The 19,182-nt window shown below is 61.8% G+C and carries 14 protein-coding genes; 9 read left to right on the forward strand and 5 right to left on the reverse strand.

Going from position 1 to position 19,182, the window contains the following annotated elements; translation table 11 throughout:
• Positions 1-86: 86 nt before the first annotated feature.
• Positions 87-1,598 (reverse strand): glycerol-3-phosphate dehydrogenase, encoded by a 1,512-nt coding sequence (glpD, locus tag ACPYOP_RS14955; protein WP_481411152.1) that lies wholly within the window; start codon positions 1,596-1,598, stop codon positions 87-89.
• Between the two features lie 115 nt (positions 1,599-1,713).
• Complete coding sequence (locus ACPYOP_RS14960) at positions 1,714-2,487, reverse strand: DeoR/GlpR family DNA-binding transcription regulator (protein WP_481411153.1); 774 nt, start codon at positions 2,485-2,487, stop codon at positions 1,714-1,716.
• A gap of 99 nt (positions 2,488-2,586) precedes the next feature.
• Between ACPYOP_RS14960 and ACPYOP_RS14965 the strand changes: the two genes are divergently transcribed.
• The 9 genes from ACPYOP_RS14965 to ACPYOP_RS15005 all read left to right on the forward strand — a co-directional run bounded on the left by ACPYOP_RS14965 (position 2,587) and on the right by ACPYOP_RS15005 (position 12,916).
• On the forward strand, positions 2,587-3,357 hold the full coding sequence (locus tag ACPYOP_RS14965) for an SDR family NAD(P)-dependent oxidoreductase (protein ID WP_481411154.1): 771 nt from the start codon (positions 2,587-2,589) through the stop codon (positions 3,355-3,357).
• Positions 3,358-3,460: 103 nt separating this feature from the next.
• Positions 3,461-3,799, forward strand: coding sequence for an ArsR/SmtB family transcription factor (locus tag ACPYOP_RS14970; protein WP_481411155.1), 339 nt, complete (start codon positions 3,461-3,463; stop codon positions 3,797-3,799).
• 70 nt (positions 3,800-3,869) lie between these two features.
• Positions 3,870-4,766 carry a LysR family transcriptional regulator gene (locus ACPYOP_RS14975; protein WP_481411156.1) on the forward strand — a complete coding sequence of 299 codons (897 nt, stop codon included), beginning with the start codon at positions 3,870-3,872 and terminating at the stop codon, positions 4,764-4,766.
• A 160-nt stretch (positions 4,767-4,926) separates the two neighbouring features.
• A complete protein-coding gene (locus ACPYOP_RS14980) occupies positions 4,927-5,406 on the forward strand; it encodes a formate dehydrogenase subunit gamma (RefSeq protein ID WP_481411157.1) in 480 nt (159 codons plus the stop codon).
• Positions 5,403-6,959, forward strand: coding sequence for a formate dehydrogenase beta subunit (locus tag ACPYOP_RS14985; protein WP_481411158.1), 1,557 nt, complete (start codon positions 5,403-5,405; stop codon positions 6,957-6,959). The genes ACPYOP_RS14980 and ACPYOP_RS14985 overlap by 4 nt, the downstream gene beginning before the upstream one ends.
• Before the next feature lie 5 nt (positions 6,960-6,964).
• A complete protein-coding gene (gene fdhF, locus ACPYOP_RS14990; RefSeq protein ID WP_481411159.1) occupies positions 6,965-9,844 on the forward strand; it encodes a formate dehydrogenase subunit alpha in 2,880 nt (959 codons plus the stop codon).
• Positions 9,845-10,073: 229 nt separating this feature from the next.
• Positions 10,074-10,901: a formate dehydrogenase accessory sulfurtransferase FdhD gene (gene fdhD, locus ACPYOP_RS14995; protein ID WP_481411160.1), complete on the forward strand. Its 828-nt coding sequence runs from the start codon at positions 10,074-10,076 to the stop codon at positions 10,899-10,901.
• Positions 10,891-11,157, forward strand: a complete 267-nt coding sequence (locus tag ACPYOP_RS15000; RefSeq protein WP_481411161.1) for a formate dehydrogenase subunit delta — start codon at positions 10,891-10,893, stop codon at positions 11,155-11,157. Before fdhD ends, ACPYOP_RS15000 begins: the two co-directional genes overlap by 11 nt.
• 97 nt (positions 11,158-11,254) lie before the next feature.
• Positions 11,255-12,916 carry an OFA family MFS transporter gene (locus ACPYOP_RS15005; protein WP_481411162.1) on the forward strand — a complete coding sequence of 554 codons (1,662 nt, stop codon included), beginning with the start codon at positions 11,255-11,257 and terminating at the stop codon, positions 12,914-12,916.
• Between the two features lie 129 nt (positions 12,917-13,045).
• Here the strand turns inward: ACPYOP_RS15005 and ACPYOP_RS15010 are convergent, their stop codons facing one another.
• From ACPYOP_RS15010 to ACPYOP_RS15020, 3 genes are all read right to left on the reverse strand, one after another.
• Positions 13,046-13,522, reverse strand: a complete 477-nt coding sequence (locus ACPYOP_RS15010) for a chemotaxis protein CheW (RefSeq protein WP_120665511.1) — start codon at positions 13,520-13,522, stop codon at positions 13,046-13,048.
• 305 nt (positions 13,523-13,827) lie between these two features.
• A complete protein-coding gene (gene rocF / locus ACPYOP_RS15015) occupies positions 13,828-14,763 on the reverse strand; it encodes an arginase (protein WP_481411163.1) in 936 nt (311 codons plus the stop codon).
• A gap of 223 nt (positions 14,764-14,986) precedes the next feature.
• Positions 14,987-19,171: a translocation/assembly module TamB domain-containing protein gene (locus tag ACPYOP_RS15020; protein ID WP_481411164.1), complete on the reverse strand. Its 4,185-nt coding sequence runs from the start codon at positions 19,169-19,171 to the stop codon at positions 14,987-14,989.
• Positions 19,172-19,182 lie beyond the last annotated feature (11 nt).

Raw genomic sequence — 19,182 nt, forward strand, 5'->3', positions numbered from 1 at the left:
CCTGATCAAGGCCCATCGGCAAAAGACGATCACCCTCATGGCGCCCGCGTCAACGCGCAGGGAAATGCGCGCTTACAATTAAACGTTCAGGCGTGGGCGCGGCTATCGGCCATATGGCTTTCGAGAGCGGCGGCTTCCTCCTTCGAAAGATAGAGTCCTTTCTTGGAGCGGCGCCAGAGAATGTCGGCGGCACTATAGGCCCATTCCTGGTCGACCAGGTAACGGACCTCCGCCTCATAAAGATCGCTTCCGAAGCAGCGGCCGAGATCGGCAATCACCTTTGCGTCGCCAAGGATCATGCCAGCCCGCGTGCCGTAGCGGCGGATGAGGCGGCGCGCATGCTGGTCGGCAAGGAAGGGGTAACGCGACTTCAGCTTCGAGACTTCGGCGTCATAACCGCGAGCCGGAAAGTCGCCGCCCGGCAGCGAGCTCTTGGCCGTCCAGGGCGTGCCCTTCTGCCCGATGGCCTCGCCGATCTTTTCCAGCGCATGCTCGCTCAGGCGGCGATAGGTGGTGAGCTTGCCGCCGAAGACATTCAAGAGTGGCGCCTGGCCTTCTTCGCCCTCGACCTTCAGCACGTAGTCGCGCGTCGCCTCCTGCGCCTTGGACGCGCCGTCGTCGTAAAGCGGGCGCACGGCCGAGTAGGTCCAGATGATATCTTCGGGTCGTACCGGCTCCTTGAAGTATTCGCTGGCGGCATTGCACAGGTAGGCGGTTTCCTCCTCGGTGATCTTCACATCCTTCGGATCGTCCTTGTAGTCGCGATCCGTGGTGCCGATCAGGGTGAAATCCTGCTCATAGGGAATGGCGAAGATGATGCGATTGTCCGGGTTCTGGAAGAAATAGGCGCGGGGATCGTCGAACTTCTTGCGCACGATGATATGGCTGCCCTGAACGAGGCGGACATTGTGGACCTGGTTCTTGCCGAAGGCATCGGACAAGACGTGATCGACCCAGGGGCCGGCGGCATTGATCAGCATGCGCGCGCGAAACCGACGCTTCTGGCCGCTGATCGTATCCTCCGTTTCGATCGCCCAGACGGTATCGTCGCGACGGGCGGAAATCACCTTCGTTCGCGGCATGATCGTTGCGCCGCGGTCGGCTGCGTCCCTTGCATTCAGCACCACCATGCGGGCATCGTCGACCCAGCCGTCGGAATATTCGAAAGCCTTGGTGAAGAGCGCCTTCAAGGGCTTGCCGGCTGGATCCTTCTTCATGTCCAGTGTCGCTGTCGGCGGCAGCAATTTCCGGCCGCCGAGATGGTCGTAAAGGAAAAGACCGAGCCGGATGAGCCAGGCCGGCCGGATGCCGCCCTTGTGATAGGGCAGGACGAAGCGCATCGGCCAGATGATATGCGGCGCCATCGCCCAGAGCACTTCGCGCTCCATCAGCGATTCGCGCACGAGGCGGAATTCGTAATGTTCGAGATAGCGCAGGCCGCCGTGGATGAGCTTGGTGGCGCCGGATGATGTGCCGGAGGCGAAGTCGTTCATCTCGGCAAGCGCGACCTTGTAGCCGCGTCCCGTCGCATCACGGGCAATGCCGCAACCGTTGATGCCGCCGCCGATAACGAAAATATCGTAGACCTGTTCGCTCACCCGCCCCTCCGCAAAGGTCAGCCATCCCCGTGAAGATGGAAAATCGAAACTAATCCATCTAAAGCGAAACAGATACGAATGTCAAACGAACGTTTCTTGACAGAAAGCGAGCCGTTCACGCCGGCCGGCGGTCGGTTTCCACGAGGCGCACGTCATGTTCCGCGGCGATGGATCGCACGGATTCGATGCTGCATTCGTCGGTGACGAAGGTGTGAACTTGCGACAGATGGCCGATGCGAACCGGAGCGGTTCGTTCGAACTTGGTGCTGTCGGCGACGAGGATGACGTGCCGGGCATTGGCAATGATGGCCTGCGCCACTTTCACTTCGCGAAAATCGAAATCGAGAAGCGCGCCGTCGGCATCGATCGCGGAGGCGCCGATGACGGCGTAGTCAACCTTGAACTGCCGGATGAAATCGACGGCGGCTTCGCCGACGATGCCGCCATCGGAGCCGCGCACGACGCCGCCGGCAATGACGACTTCGATGGATGGGAAAATCCGCAACTTATTGGCAACGTTGATGTTATTGGTAATGACCATCAGCTCGTGATGGCCAAGCAAGGCTTCGCCGACCGCCTCCGTCGTCGTGCCGATATTGATAAAAAGGGAGCTGTTATTGGGGATCATGCTGGCGGCGGCGCGGCCGATCGCCTGCTTTTCGGGCGCGGCGATCGAGCGGCGCGCCTCGTATTTCACATTCTCGGTTCCGCCGGGAAAGATCGCGCCGCCGTGCACGCGCGACAGCACGCGGCCGTCGCAGAGATCGTTCAGATCCTTGCGGATGGTTTGCGGCGTGACCGAAAAGCGCGACGCCAGCTCCTCCACCAGCACTCGTCCTTCCGCCTTGGCGATCTCGAGGATTTCCGTCTGACGTCCGGATAGGAACATGGTTTTCGCTCCCTTTCTTTCGTTTTTTCGTCATCATATGATAAAGTGAAAATTCCGCAATTACCGACGCGCGAATTGAGTGCGGTTTAGGAGGTTATCGTGTTTCATCCGAAGCTATTCGAAAATCGCAACGTCGTCGTCACCGGGGCCGGCCGCGGTATCGGGCTGGAGGTCGCGAGGCAGTTTCTCGATTGCGGTGCGCACGTGCTTGTCCATATCGGCCGTGATGCCGATCGCGAATTGCCTGATTTCCTGATGGAGGCGGAAGCCGACCGCCGCGCCTTTCTCATTGCCGGCGATTTCGCCACCGGCCACGGCACGCGGGATTTCGTCAGCGCCGCCGGCGAGCGTTTCGACCGCGTCGACGTGCTGATCAACAATGCCGGTACCATGGTTGGGCGCTTTCCCGCCGGTGAATTGACGGACGAGCAGTATGAAGGGATCGTTCATCTCAACCAGACCTCTGTCGTGGAGGTAACGCGGGGATTGCTGCCGCTGCTGCGGGCTGCCGGGCAGGCCGCGATCGTCAACACGGTTTCGATTTCCGCGATCACCGGCGGCAGTCCCGGCTCCGCCATCTATTCCGCCTCCAAGGCCTTCGTCTCGACCTATTCGAAGGCGCTGGCGCGCGAGCTGGCGCCGGATGGTGTTCGAGTGAATTGCGTCTCGCCCGGCACGATATCGACCGACTTTCACGAGCGCTATTCGTCCAGGGAGAAGCTGGAACAGACGCGCAAGTCGATCCCGCTGCAGCGCTTGGGCACACCGGAGGATTGCGCCCCCGCCTATCTGTTCCTGGCGGCGCCGACGTTGTCCGGCTACATCACCGGACAGGTGATCGAGATCAATGGCGGCCAGCTTATCTGCTGATAAAACGGACCTTTTTTGGTTTTCCGTATCTTTTTTGAATCAGCTTTCGGTTTGATAATATTATAAGCATTTCCCTATGTGAGTTCTCACTAGGGGCAGTGATATGTTGTCGTCTCCACCGCAAGGCGGTGCCGCAGAGCATGATGTCAAGGAAATGACTGACAGGGCTCGAAAGGCGAGCGCCCTGCTGAAAGCACTCTCCCATGAAACCCGTCTGGCGATCCTCTTCATGCTGGCCAAGCGGGAAAAAACAGTGATGGAACTCGAGGCCCTTCTCGATCTGCCGCAAGCCGTCGTTTCGCAGCATCTGGCGCGCCTTCGCCTGGACAAGCTGGTAGATACGCGCCGCGAAGGGCGGCTCATTCACTATGCCGTCGCGCGGTCGGAAATCTGCGCAGTCGTCGATTCGCTGCAAAAGGCCTTCTGTCAGACCGATTGCTGATGCCTGAGGCCGTCTTGCATGTTGCGCTCGCCATGCGGCCGGTCTAACTCTTTCGCTTCGGGAGAGTGGGATGATCGACAAGCTGGAATTCTTCATAGCGCTGGCGAATCAGAAGCATTTTGGCCGCGCAGCCGAAGAATGCGGTGTGACACAGCCGACCTTGTCGGCGGCGATCCGGCAGCTGGAGGATCAGCTGGGGGTGATGCTCGTCAGTCGCGGCTCCCGCTTCCAGGGATTGACGCCCGAGGGGCAGCGTGTGCTGGAATGGGCGCGCCGCATCGTCGGCGACAGCCGTACCATGCGGGAGGAAATGCGAGCGGCGCGCAAGGGTCTTGCCGGTCACATCCGCATTGCAGCCATTCCGACGGCGCTCGCGATGGTGCAGAAAATCACCACTCCCTTTCAGGAGAGGCATCCGGACGTCACCTTCTCCATTTTATCGCGCAATTCGCTGCAGGTTTTGAGCCTGCTCGAAAATCTCGAGATCGATGCGGGCATCACCTACCTGGAAAACGAGCCGCTCGGCCGTGTCACCAGCGTGCCGCTCTATGCCGAGCGCTATCACCTGATCACGGCGGCGGGCAGCCCGTTTTCCGAGCGCAAGACCGTTACCTGGAAGGAGGTCGGCGATCTTCGGCTTTGTCTATTGACCGCCGACATGCAAAACCGCCGTATCATCAACCGGCATCTTGCCGAGGCGGGGGCAACGGCCAGGCCGACGCTGGAATCCAATTCGATGATCGTGCTGTTTTCGCATGTTCAGACCGGGCGCTGGGCGAGCATCATGCCGAAGAATATTGCCGATTCTTTCGGTTTTCCGGCCGATATTCACAAGATCCCGATCACGGAGCCTGACGCCGAGCATCTTGTCGGCCTGGTCGCCACACATCGCGAACCCTTTACGCCCCTCGTCTCCGCCTTGTTGCACGAGGCGAGATTGCTCGCGGAAGAGAACAAGAATCGATAGAAAATTCCTATCGAATGACGGGACTGCCTTATTGATCCTTTGCCGTCTCCCTGCGAGCTTATCGTTACGGCGTGTCGATCGCGCGCCAGGAGGAAATGCCGCATAAGCCTTTTCCGAAGATTCGCCTTCGATCTTCGGAGCTATGCGCGGGAGGCTGCTAATGAGTTTGAATCAGGCCGCGGGCGATGTCGCAACCCGGGCCGGCACCATCATCGATAGCATGAAATCGATGGAGGGGCCGCTTTTGCCGATCCTGCACGGGATTCAAGAGGAATTCGGCTACGTGCCGCAGGATGCGCTGCCGTTGATCGCTACGGCACTGAACCTTTCACGCGCCGAAGTGCACGGCGTCATGACCTTCTATCATGACTATCGCGATCATCCCACCGGCCGCCATGTTCTGAAGCTCTGTCGCGCCGAAGCCTGTCAGTCGATGGGCGGCGATGCGCTGGCGGAGCGTATCAAGCGGCTGCTGGGCATCGATTTCCATCAGACCACGCTCGATGGCAGCGTCACGCTGGAGCCGGTCTACTGTCTCGGTCTTTGTGCCTGCGCTCCGGCAGCGATGCTCGACGGCGAGCTGCATGGCCGGCTTGACGATGAAAGCGCCGACCACCTCGTGAAGGAGGCCCGCCAATGACCTTGACCATCTATATCCCTCGCGATGCTGCCGCCCTTTCGCTCGGCGCGGAGAAAGTGGCGCAAGCCGTATCAGCGGAAATCGCCAAGCGTGGCCTTGATGCACGCATCGTGCGCAACGGCTCGCGCGGCATGTTCTGGCTCGAACCGCTGGTCGAAGTCGAGATCGACGGCAAGCGCATCGGCTATGGGCCGGTGAAGGCCAAGGATGTCTCTGCACTGTTCGACGCCGGGCTCGCCGAAGGCGACGAGCATCCGCTCTGTCTTGGGGAGGTCGAAAGCCTCCCATTCCTCAAGGAACAGACCCGCCTGACCTTTGCCCGCTGCGGTATCACCGATCCGCTTTCGCTTGAGGATTATGAGGCCCATGGCGGCCTCAAGGGCCTGCGCCGCGCCATCGGCATGGTATCAGGCGATATCGTCAAGGATGTCACCGATTCCGGCCTGCGCGGCCGCGGCGGTGCCGGCTTCCCGACAGGCATCAAATGGAAGACGGTGCTCGATGCGCCGGGCGACCGCAAATATATCGTCTGCAACGCCGACGAGGGCGACAGCGGCACGTTCGCCGACCGGATGATCATGGAGGGTGATCCCTTCGTGCTGATCGAGGGCATGGCAATTGCGGGGCTTGCGACCGGCGCGACCAAGGGCTTCGTCTATACGCGCTCGGAATATCCGCATGCGATCGCCGCGATGACCGAAGCTGTCGAAATCGCCCGCAAGGCCGGCATTCTCGGCGCCTCGGTGCTTGGTTCCGGCAAGGTGTTCGATATGGAGATCCGCACCGGCGCCGGCGCCTATGTCTGCGGTGAGGAAACGGCGCTCCTGAACAGCCTCGAAGGCAAGCGTGGCATTGTGCGCGCCAAGCCGCCGCTGCCTGCGCACAAGGGGCTGTTTGGCTGTCCGACCGTCATCAACAACGTCATCTCGCTCGCTTCCGTCCCCATCATCATGGACAAGGGCGCTGCCTTCTACCGTGATTTCGGCATGGGCCGTTCGCGCGGCACGATCCCGCTGCAGATCGCCGGCAACGTCAAGCATGGGGGCCTCTATGAAACGGCCTTCGGCCTTTCGCTTGGCGATATCGTCGACAAGATCGGCGGTGGTACGGCGACGGGACGGCCGGTCAAGGCGGTGCAGGTGGGCGGGCCGCTCGGTGCCTATTTCCCGCGCGCCCTGTTCGACACGCCATTCGACTATGAAGCCTTCGCGGCCAAGGACGGCCTCATCGGCCATGCCGGCATCGTCATCTTCGACGATACCGCCGACATGCTGAAGCAGGCGCGTTTCGCGATGGAATTCTGCGCGGTCGAAAGCTGCGGCAAGTGCACGCCCTGCCGCATCGGCTCGACGCGCGGCGTCGAGACGGCCGACAAGATCGCCCAAGGGATCGAACCAGAGAAGAACAGGGTTCTGCTTGCCGATCTCTGCAACACGATGAAGTTCGGCTCGCTTTGCGCGCTCGGCGGCTTCACGCCCTATCCCGTGATGAGCGCGATGACCCATTTCCCGGAGGATTTTTCTCCGGCTCCCTTGATTGAAGCGGCGGAGTAAGATCCATGTCCCTCGTTCCAGAAATCGATTACGGCACGCCGGCCTCCACCTCCGAAACCATGGTGACGCTGATCATCGACGGGCAGCAGATTACAGTGCCGGAAGGCACGTCGATCATGCGCGCTTCGATGGAAGCCGGCATTAAGGTGCCGAAGCTCTGCGCCACCGACATGGTCGATGCCTTCGGCTCCTGCCGCCTCTGTCTCGTCGAAATCGAAGGCCGCAACGGCACGCCTTCGTCTTGCACGACGCCGGTATCACCCGGCATGACGGTGCACACCCAGACCAACCGGCTGAAAGATATCCGTCGCGGCGTGATGGAACTCTACATTTCCGACCATCCGCTCGACTGTCTGACCTGTGCGGCCAACGGTGATTGCGAGCTGCAGGATATGGCTGGCGCCGTGGGCTTGCGCGACGTGCGGTACGGCTACGAGGGCGACAACCACGTCAAGGCGCGCAACAACGGCGACATCAATCTGAAGTGGATGCCGAAGGACGAGTCCAATCCCTATTTCACTTATGATCCTTCGAAGTGCATCGTCTGCTCGCGCTGCGTGCGCGCTTGCGAGGAAGTGCAGGGCACATTTGCGCTGACCATTGAGGGCCGCGGCTTCGGCTCGCGCGTCTCGCCCGGAATGCACGAGAATTTCATCGACAGTGAGTGCGTTTCCTGCGGCGCCTGCGTGCAGGCTTGCCCGACGGCGACGTTGACCGAAAAATCCGTCATATCGATCGGCCAGCCGGAGCATTCCGTCGTCACCACATGCGCCTATTGCGGTGTCGGTTGTTCCTTCAAGGCGGAGATGCGCGGCGAAGAGCTGGTGCGCATGGTGCCCTGGAAGGACGGCCAGGCCAATCGCGGTCATTCCTGCGTCAAGGGTCGCTTCGCCTATGGCTATTCGACCCATAAGGACCGCATTCTCAACCCGATGGTCCGCGAGAAGGTGACCGATCCCTGGCGCGAAGTGACCTGGGACGAGGCCTTTGCCCATATCGCCACCGAGTTCAAGCGGCTGCAATATCAGTATGGCCGCGATTCCATCGGCGGCATTACCTCCTCGCGCTGCACCAATGAAGAGACCTTCCTGGTGCAGAAGCTGGTGCGCGCCGGCTTCGGCAACAACAATGTCGATACCTGCGCCCGCGTCTGCCATTCTCCCACAGGCTATGGCCTCGGCCAGGCCTTCGGCACTTCGGCCGGAACGCAGAATTTCGACAGCGTCGAGCATTCCGATGTCGTCATCGTCATCGGCGCCAACCCGACGGACGGTCACCCGGTCTTCGGCTCGCGCCTGAAGAAGCGGTTGCGCCAGGGCGCCAAGCTCATCGTCATCGATCCGCGCCGCATCGATCTGGTGCGCACGCCGCATGTCGAAGCCAGCTACCACTTGCCGCTGAAACCGGGCACAAACGTTGCCGTGCTGACCGCACTTGCCCATGTCATCGTCACCGAAGGCCTGTTCGACGAGACGTTCATCCGCGAGCGCTGCGACTGGTCCGAATTCGAGGATTGGGCAGCCTTCGTCGCCGAGCCGCAGCACAGCCCGGAGGAAACGGAACAATATACCGGCGTTCCCGCCGATCTCGTTCGCGGTGCTGCCCGCCTCTATGCCAAGGGTGGCAATGGCGCGATCTATTACGGTCTTGGCGTCACCGAGCACAGCCAGGGCTCGACGACGGTCATGGCGATCGCCAACCTCGCCATGGCGACGGGTAATATCGGCCGTCCAGGTGTCGGCGTGAACCCGCTGCGCGGCCAGAACAATGTGCAGGGCTCCTGCGACATGGGTTCCTTCCCGCACGAGCTGCCGGGCTATCGTCATATCTCCGATGATGCGACCCGCGATATCTTCGAAAAGCTCTGGGGCGTGAAGCTCAATAACGAGCCGGGCCTGCGCATCCCGAACATGCTGGATGCCGCCGTCGAAGGCACGTTCAAGGGCATCTATATCCAGGGCGAGGATATCCTTCAATCCGACCCGGATACCAAGCATGTCGCAGCCGGCCTTGCCGCGATGGAATGCGTCGTCGTCCACGATCTCTTCCTGAACGAGACGGCCAACTACGCGCATGTGTTCCTGCCCGGTTCGACCTTCCTGGAAAAGGACGGCACCTTCACCAATGCCGAGCGCCGCATCAATCGCGTGCGCAAGGTCATGACCCCGCGCAACGGCTATGCCGACTGGGAAGTGACGCAGAAGATGGCGCAGGCCATGGGGCTCGCCTGGAACTACACGCATCCATCCGAGATCATGGACGAGATCGCAGCGACCACGCCGAGCTTCGCGCTGGTGTCCTACGACTATCTGGACAAGATGGGCTCGGTGCAGTGGCCCTGCAACGAGAAGACGCCGCTCGGCTCGCCGATCATGCATATCGACGGCTTCGTGCGCGGCAAGGGCAAGTTCATCCGCACGGAATATGTCCCGACCGACGAGCGTACCGGCCCGCGCTTCCCGCTGCTGCTGACGACCGGGCGTATTCTCAGCCAGTACAATGTCGGCGCTCAGACGCGGCGCACCGAAAACGTCGTCTGGCATGCGGAAGATCGCCTGGAAATCCATCCGCACGATGCGGAGCAGCGCGGCATTCGCGAGGGTGATTGGATCAAACTGACGAGCCGCTCCGGCGACACGACCCTCCGGGCGCTGATCACCGACCGCGTTGCTCCGGGCGTCGTCTACACGACCTTCCATCATCCGGACACGCAGGCGAACGTCATCACCACGGATTATTCCGACTGGGCGACAAACTGCCCGGAATACAAGGTAACCGCCGTGCAGGTCTCGCCGTCGAACGGTCCGTCTCAATGGCAGGTGGATTATGATGAGCAGGCCCGGCAGTCGCGGCGCATTGTCGGGAAGATGGAGGCTGCGGAGTGAGATTGAGAATGCGGAGGAGCACCCCCCTCTGTCACTCCGTGACATCTCCCCCACAAGGGGGGAGATTGGTAGCTCGCGAGCTGTTCTCAACTCAAATAGACATCGAATCCGCAGAAGCAGCAGCCTATTGTTTTGCTGATAGGAAGCGGCAAACTCCTAACGATCTCCCCCCTTGTGGGGGAGATGTCGCGAAAGCGACAGAGGGGGGTATTTCACGCCCCATCACCCAATGACCAAATTCACCCCCACCACAACCGTCACCGAAACCGCCCGCCGCAACGGCTTGGTGCGCTCGGGCACGCGCATCGTCCCCGAGGAAGTGCCGATCGCATTTTCATATGGCGGCACATCGCATGCGGTCATGATGGGAACGCCGGCCGATATTGAGGATTTCGCCGTCGGTTTCAGCCTGACCGAGGGGATCATTACCGATATCGTTCAGATCGCGGCCATCGAGCCGATCGAGGACGAGCAGGGGATCGACGTGCAGATCACTCTCGTCGATGATGCGGCCGATGCCTTGCGGCTGCGCCGCCGCCATATGGCGGGCCCCGTCGGCTGCGGGCTCTGCGGCATCGAATCGATCGAGCAGGCCGTGCGCAAGGTGCCTGACGTTTCGAAGGTCGCTTTGAAGCTGGCGCAGAAGGATATCGTCCGTGCGGTCGCGCTGCTCAACGATGCCCAGCCGTTGCATCGCGAGACGCATGCCGTGCATGGCGCGGGTTTCTATGTCCCGTCCGAGGGTCTGCTTGCCGTGCGCGAGGATGTCGGCCGGCACAATGCGCTGGACAAGCTCTGCGGCGCGGTCATCCGCTCCGGCCTCAAGGGAGCAAACGGTGTCGTGGCCGTGACCAGCCGGCTGTCGGTCGAGATGGTGCAGAAGGCGGCGATATTGGGCAGTTCCGTGCTGGTTGCCATTTCCGCGCCGACGGCGCTCGCCATTCGCACGGCCGAGGAGGCCGGCATGACGCTGGTGGCGCTGGTGCGCGGCGACGATTTCGAGATTTTCACCCATCCGCATCGCATTATCACGGAGAGCATCGCCGATGTCGCCTGACGACACGCCGCACGGCAAGACCGAAACCAAGCTCATCTATATGGCGAACCAGATCGCCACCTTTTTCAAGACGCAGCCGGCCGGCGAAGCGGTTCAGGGTGTCGCCACGCATATCAACAAATTCTGGGAGCCGCGTATGCGGCGCCAACTGTTTGCGATCATCGATCATGGCGATAGCGGGCTGAACCCGCTGGTGCTTGAAGCGGCTCCGTTGATCCACAGGCCGCCATCCGCTGAAGAAGTTAAGTCGGCTTAGCATTCACGCGACAATGTAAAGGGGTGGAGAGAATCCATCCGCATATGGAATTCCCGTCGAGGGAGGGTGCTCTCTTTGAGCCAAGGAGGAGTTGTTCATGACGGCTGCTGATACGAATATTTCCGAGAGAACGGTAACGGCGGGTCTGCTCGATCGTGAGCGCATCATCGCCAAGCCGGGTTTCAACCGATGGCTTGTGCCGCCGGCTGCGCTGGCAATCCATCTCTGCATCGGCATGGCCTACGGCTTCAGCGTCTTCTGGCTGCCCCTTTCCAAGGCGCTTGGGACTTCGACGCCACCTCCGGCAGAATGCGCAAATCTCAATCTTCTGACCGCCCTGTTCACGACGAGCTGCGACTGGCGCGTCAGCGATCTCGGTTGGATTTATACGCTGTTCTTCGTGCTGCTCGGTTCCTCCGCCGCCATATGGGGCGGCTGGCTGGAACGGGCCGGGCCGCGCAAGGCCGGCGTCGTCTCCGCTTGCTGCTGGTGCGGCGGTATCCTGATCGCGGCAGTCGGCGTCATCTTTCACCAGCTCTGGCTCATGTGGATCGGCGCCGGCGTCATCGGCGGTATCGGGCTTGGTCTCGGCTATATCTCGCCCGTGTCAACGCTGATCAAATGGTTTCCCGACCGGCGCGGCATGGCGACCGGCATGGCTATCATGGGCTTCGGCGGCGGCGCGATGATCGGCGCGCCACTCGCGAGCCTTCTGATGAACAACTTCCGTGCCGATGGTTCGGTTGGGGTCTGGCAGACATTCATCGTCATGGCGGCGATCTATTTCGTCTTCATGATCGGCGGCGCTTTCGGCTATCGCCTGCCGCCGGCCGGCTGGCGTCCGGAAGGCTGGACGGCACCCGCCGCCAAGAGCTCGATGATCACCACGAAGCATGTGCATCTACGCGATGCGCATAAGACCAAGCAGTTCTGGCTCATCTGGGCGGTACTTTGCCTTAACGTCTCGGCCGGCATCGGCGTCATCGGCATGGCTTCACCCATGCTGCAGGAGATCTTCGGCGGCGCCCTGATCGGCCTGCCTGACGTGAAGTTCGCCGATCTCGGCAAGGATCAGGTCGCCACCGTCGCGGCCATCGCCGCCGGCTTTGCCGGCCTGCTGTCGCTTTTCAATATCGGCGGCCGTTTCTTCTGGGCGTCGCTGTCCGACAAAATCGGCCGCAAGAACACCTATTATTGCTTCTTCGTCATCGGCATCGCGCTCTATGTCCTGGCTCCTTGGGCCGCCGGCATTCACAGTAAAGTGCTGTTCGTCGGTGCGCTCTGCATCATCCTGTCGATGTATGGCGGCGGCTTTGCCACGGTTCCCGCCTATCTCGCCGATATCTTCGGCACGCAGTTCGTCGGCGCGATCCATGGCCGGCTGCTGACGGCCTGGGCGACGGCCGGCATCATCGGGCCTGTCGTGGTCAACTATATCCGCGAGGCACAGAAGGCAGCGGGCGTCGAAGGCGCGCAGCTCTACACCTTCACCATGTATATTCTTGCGGTCATGCTGGCGCTGGGGCTGATCGCCAATTTGCTGGTCAAGCCGCTTTCGGACAAATGGTTCATGTCGGATGACGAAGTCGCCGCGCTGCAGGCAAAGACCGCTGCCGCCAATGCCGGCCCCACCGGCTCCTTCGGCATCGGTACGGGCGGGTTCGACGGTAAGGCGCTGATCGCCTGGGCGATCGTCGGCATTCCGCTGCTCTGGGGCGTATGGGTGACGATCAAGAGCACCTACGCATTGTTCGGCTAACCAAGCGTTCTGAAAACGACGAAGCCGCCTTGAGTTTTCGAGGCGGCTTCGTGCTGAGAAGGCGTGTGCAGAACCGATTATGCTGGACCGGCTATGCCGGGCAGCTCTTAAAAACAGAACTGTGCGAAATTATGCGGCGAGTTCGTCCGTTTCGTTTTCCTTGAACATCTTGGCAAGGTTCAGGAAGCAGATCATTCCATTCTCCGTCGCGATGATGCCTTCGCAATAGACGCGATCGAAGGAGGCCGTGACTTCCGGCACCGGCTGAACCTGGCTGGAGGCGATCGTCAGGATGTCGGAGACGCGGTCGACCAGCATGCCGATGACCATATTATGCACTTCGGCGACGACGATGGCGCTGCGCTCGTTGGCAACCGTGCTCTGCATGCCGAGCTTGTAGGCGAGGTCGATAATCGGGATGACCGAGCCGCGCAGGTTCATGACGCCGATGACATCGGCCGGCGCATGCGGAATCGGTGTCGACGGCGCCCAGCCGCGGATTTCGCGGATCGTGGTGGTCTTGACGCAGAATTCCTGATCATGCAACCGGAAGGCAATGATCTCCAGAGTCTCGCCGCTGAAGCTGGTGGAATTGATCGTGGCCATGAACATTCTTCCCATTGAACCGTGACGCCGAATTCGGCGTGTTCATGCCACGATAGAACAAGAACATTGCTCAAACCTAAATCTATACAAGCGGTTTCGACTGGACGGGCTTCAGGGCCGCTTTCGACAAGGAGGCCGACTACCCACCCTCGCGGTTCGAGGGCGCTTGCGCGCCACCTCACCGCGAGGGCTGATCTTCTTGCTTCGCTGTCGGGGACTGAGAGCCGTATCGAGAATGCTGCTCGCTCCATCCGCATCCTGAGCCCGTCGAAGGACGAGGATGGCCCTGAAGGATTGGCCCGCCCTCAGGCAGCCCGCGTCGGGCGGTCGAAGATGCGCCGGCCGAAGAGGCTTGCGGCCATCTCCACCAGCACGCGGGCGCTCTTGCCGCGATCGTCGAGGAAAGGGTTGAGCTCGACGAGATCGAGCGACGAGACGAGGTTGCTGTCGGAGAGCATTTCCATGATCAGATGCGCTTCGCGATAGGTGGCGCCGCCCGGCACCGTCGTGCCCACGCCCGGCGCGATATCCGGATCGAGAAAATCGACGTCGAAGCTCACATGCAGCAGGCCGTTAGCGGCGCTGACGGTATCGAGCACCCTGCGCATGATGGCGGCCACGCCCTGCTCGTCGAGCGAACGCATATCGAAGACGTTGACGCCGTGCTCGCGGATTTCCTCGCGCTCGTGCGGGTCGACGGAGCGGATACCGACCTGGAAGACCTTCGTCGGGTCGACCAACGGCCGGCCGGCCGGCAGAACGCCCTCGATCTCGGCTTCACCACAATAGTAGGCGACGGGCATGCCGTGAATATTGCCTGATGGCGAGGTGGCCGGCGAATTGAAATCGGAATGCGCGTCGAGCCAGAGCACGAAGAGCGGGCGGCCAACCTCCGCCGCATGGCGCGCCATGCCGGAGACGCTGCCCATGGACAGGCTGTGATCGCCGCCGAGGATCAGCGGGAAGCTGCCCGATGATGCAACGTCATAGACCTTTGCTTCCAGCGCACGCGTGAAAGCGCCGACGATCTTCAGATTATGGGCCTGTGGATGCTCCGGAAGGTCTGCCGCCGGAACAGGATGCAGGTCGCCGCTGTCGGTGACGCGATGGCCAAGCTCGATCAGCGTGGTTTCGATGCCGGCGATACGGAGCGCGGTCGGGCCCATGCCGGCGCCGCGGCGACCGGAGCCTTCTTCCAGGGGAACGCCGATCAAGGTAACGGGGGTGGATTGCGTATTCATCGGCATTGCTCCGAAGGTTAGAGGCTGTTGACCCGCATTATCGATTTTCCGCATGACAGCAAAAAGATGGAAAATTGTCGAAAACTGACTAGCTTTTGGCGAATTGGTCAATTCGATTTAGCAAAAATGACAAATATACAGGCGACCTGACATCAACCTTTTCGGCTCGTCGGGTAGCAGCGCGCGAATGAGGCGGCAGATGAGGCGCGAGGGGATTTATCTTTCAATACTCATGCTCGTAGACGATGCCGGCTTCGCCTGCGCCGTCCGAGCCCGCCGCGCCGCGCAACTTCACGCCGCGTCCGACATTGAGGTTGATGATCGCCTTGGTGTTGTTGGAGGCGCCCTGCTGCAGCTCGATATAGGTGCGCTTGTTGATATATTTGCCGGCGCCGACCTGCGCCTGGCCGTTCGCATCGGTCGAAATATCCAGATCGTCCACGCCGAGATGGCTGCGTAATCCCTCGAACAGCGAGGTGGAGCGTCCGCCGGCGAGCTGGCTTGCCGCATCGGCGAGCTGGGCGATCTGCATGGCCGATAGTTTCGACATGGATTGGCCGAAGATCAGCTGCGCCAGCACTTCGTCCTGCGGCAGCGCCGGCGAAGAGGAAAAGCCGATCTGCGGGTCGGTCGCGAGACCGGTGACGTTGACGGTGATCGTGGTGGAGCTCACCGTCGAGGTCGCCTCCATGTTGAGTGCCGGCGTCAGGTCGCCGCCGAAGGTGATCTTGCTGGTGTCGGTGAAGTCCAGCCGGCGGCTGAGGATGGTCAGGCGTCCGCGCCGCATGGTGAAGCCGCCGGATACCACAGGTTCCGCCGCCGTGCCGCGCACCGTGATGCTGCCGCCGAGTTCGGCGTCGATGCCGCGGCCGCGCACGAAGATCTGCGAGGGTGCATCGAGTTGCAGATCGATGCCGAGGGTGGTTGACTTGCTGCGCGGTCCCTCTGGTTTCTGATCCTTGAACTGGGCGTTGACCGCGGCCGGGGCGTTCTTGTGCTTGATGTTGATCTCGGAAAGCGACGCCGGCAGCTTCTCCGGTATCGTGATCGATGCCTTGTTGATCCTCAGATTGCCCGTCAGCATCGGCGCGGTCATCAGCGGACCCTTGACGCCGAGCGTGCCGTTGATGGTCGCAGCCACCAGCGTCCCGTCGACATAGGTCGCGTTGTTGAACTTCATCTGGATATCGGCGGGGAAGCCGCTATCCGGGGCAATGCCGACCGTGCCGCTGCCCGAAATGCTGCCGCCGCTCGTCAGGTTGCCGCTGAGGCGCGAGATGACCGCCTGCTTGCCGTCGAGGGTTACTGTGACGGCAAGGGCGTTAAGGGTCAGGTTCCGGCGGACGTCGACCAGCTTGCCGCCGTCGGTGGCAATCGTGCCTGATATGGCCGGTGCTGTCGTCGTGCCGCCGATCTGCATGTCGATCTTGGCGGCGCCCGTCACGACAAGGCCCTGGGCGGCGAGCTGGCCGGCGAGGGCATCGAAAGGCACATTGCCGGAAAACTTCAGCGCCATGGCCTTGTTGCCGGCAATGGCGACGGTGCCGCCGCCGTTGAGCGCGAGGCCGCTCTGACCGGTCAGGTTGGTGTCGATGGTCACAATATTGTCGGCGAATTTGCCGTCCGCCTTGATGCCGAGGGCGGCGAGGCCGGCGGATTTCGTCTGGCTGGTCGCGGCGCCAGACCAATTTGTCTGGAAAACGACGGCAGGCGCGGTGGCCTTGCCGGTTACCGCTACCGTGCCGGAAATGACGCCTTCTGCCGCAAGGGTCGGCGCAAAGACGTTGGCGAGGCTTGCCGGCAGGTTGGCGATCTTGGCATTGATGTTCAATGTCTGGCCGGCGGTGCCGTCGACGGTCACCGAGCCGCCGCCCGTCTGAAGGGTCAGGCCATTCAGCGACACGATCCCATCCTTGATGACGATCTTGGTCGGCGATGCCAGCTTCACCGGTATCGTGCGCGGAGCACCCGCAAATGAGTCGAGGCTCACCGTCGTCTGGCCACCCGATGTCTCGACGCCGCCACGCACCGTCAGCGGCGTGTTGTCATATGTGGATTTCAGATCGAAGTCCGTGCGGCTGCCCTGCTGGGTGAAGGTCAGGCCGAGACCGGTAATGCGGTTGGCGCCGGAGGCGATGGTATCCGCGCGGATGCTGCCATTGGCGGAGAAGGCCTTGAGGTCGTCGACGGTGAGCGCGACAGCCGGCTTGCTGATGACGAGGTCGTCTCGGCGGATGCCATTGCCGCTGGCGTTGACCTTCAGACCGGTCTTTCCATTAACGCTGGCGATATCGAGCGAGCCTTTGAGATCACCCTCGGCCTGTTGTCCGGCGAGGGCTGCAAGGAGGCTCAGATCTGGCAGATCGAATGTCAGCGCGCCCGTCGGTTCGAAGCTCGGCGACAGGTCCAGCTTGCCCTGCAGCTTGTTCGTGCCGATCTCCGCCGATAGCGACGGGATGCTGGTGCGGCCGTCCTTTGAAACGGCGTCGGCGGTAATGCGGATCGGCTTGCCGTCGATCGCTCCGCTCGCTTGCACCTTCGCCTGCGGGGCCTTGGGATCGGCGGTTCCCGTTATGCCGATATCGAGCGTATCCAGCAATCGACCCGCGAGCTTGACGTTGACGGCCTTGGCGGTCGCGTCGATGCCGAGGGCGGTCAGCGGTCCCTTGGCCTTGAGGCCGATATCGGCCTGCCCTTCGGCGTTTGGAATGAGTTTGGAAAGGTCGAGCAGCTTGCCTGATAGATCCGAGGTCAGCGACTGGTCGTTGAGCGCGAGATTGCCACTGATCTCGGCAATATTGGATTTCACCGCAAGGTTGGAGAGCGTCATCTTGGTCGGCACGGTGCCGGCGACCTGGCCCTCCAGCGAGATCGTGCCTTCGAACTTGTCCGAAACGCCGTCGGGCAGCACGCCGGGCAGGGCGAACAGCTTGAAATTGCCCGTCAGCGCCTTTGACGATAGCGTATATTTGCCGTTGACCGTGCCGCCGATGCTGGCGCTTTCCAGCGTCGTATTGTTGAAGCCGATCGTATCGGGCGAGAGCTGCAAAGGCGCGGTCAGCGCGATCGGCGCCCGGATCAGGCGGTTGAGATCGGCGCTGAGGAAGGCCGTCTGGCCGACGACAAGGCGGAGCTGCAGCGGGCCGGACATGGTGGTCAGATTGAAGGCGTCGCTTCTGGCGCTCAGGTTTACCTGGCCAATCTGCCCCTGCGGTGTGCTGGCGCTGTCGAGAGCCGCCTTCGCATCGATCTTCACCGATTGCGCCGCGCCCGTCAGCGCGATATCGACGCGGGAAATCAGGGCGCGGACCTCGCCGTCCTCCATCGGCCAGCGGAAGTCGACGGGGCCGGAGGTGCCGAGCAGATTGGCATTGAGGCTGTTGTTGCCGTTGGGATCCAGCGTGCCGGATGCGGCAAGCACCGCGCTGCCGGTGGCAAGATTGCCGGTCTGGATGTCGATCTTGCCCTTGCCGTCGAAGGTTGCCGAAAGATCGATGGTGGTCTGTCCGGCAAAGAGCGGCCGCATGGTCGGCGGGAGCAGCGAGTCGACGTCGCCACCGCCCTTGACGTCAATGTGATGCAGGCCGTCGGTGGAAAGGCTATGATGGCCGGTGATGGCGACCGTCGGCTTGCCGTCGAGGGCTGCTTGCAGCTTGCCGGCCCAGTTGGATAGCGGACCTTCGCCCGAAAGATCGATGTTGATCGCCGGGCCGCCTGGCAGATGCAGGAGGCCGGCCAGCATGCCGTCGCGCGGCTCGGAAATCTGCGTCTTCAGCTTCAGCTGGTTCTCGGCCGGCGCGAAGGCGATATCGGCGGAAAGCTTGGCGTCGGGCACATCATGGCGGCTGGCATTCAGCATGAGACCCATGCTGCTGCTGTTGGCCTTGACGCTGCCATCGGCGGCCAGAGTGAAATCCTGTCCGGCGACCGCCTGGCCAATACGAAGGTCGGGCAGCGCGATTGCGTCGATATTGACGGCGACGGGCAGTGAAAAGCCGCTGCCGCCTGCCGTTTGCGTTTCCTGCGCGGGTGCTGCCGTCGAAACCGGCAGGCGCTGGAAATCGACCACGTCGGCGGCGATACGGTCGGCGTGGAACGTACCCGTCAGCAAGGACAGCGGGGACCAGTCCACCGCAAGGTTCTGCACCTTGGCATAGACGCCCTTCGTGTCCGCCACCGTAATGGCGCCAACCCTCAGGTTTCCGTTCAGCAGCCCGGAAGGCGCTGCGATGGTAATGGTGCGGTCGGGTGTCGAGGCGAGCTTAGCCACCTGGTCGACGGCATAGCTTGCTGCGGAAGGGACAAGGCCGACGACGAGCACAGCCGCGATCACGAGCAAAAGGATCGCCACGACCGCATAGGCGATCAAGCGCACCAATCTCCCGAGGATTCGAATCAATATGCTCATGAAAGCGACAG

The organism is Rhizobium sp. KNZ2-6A, assembly GCF_056755475.1.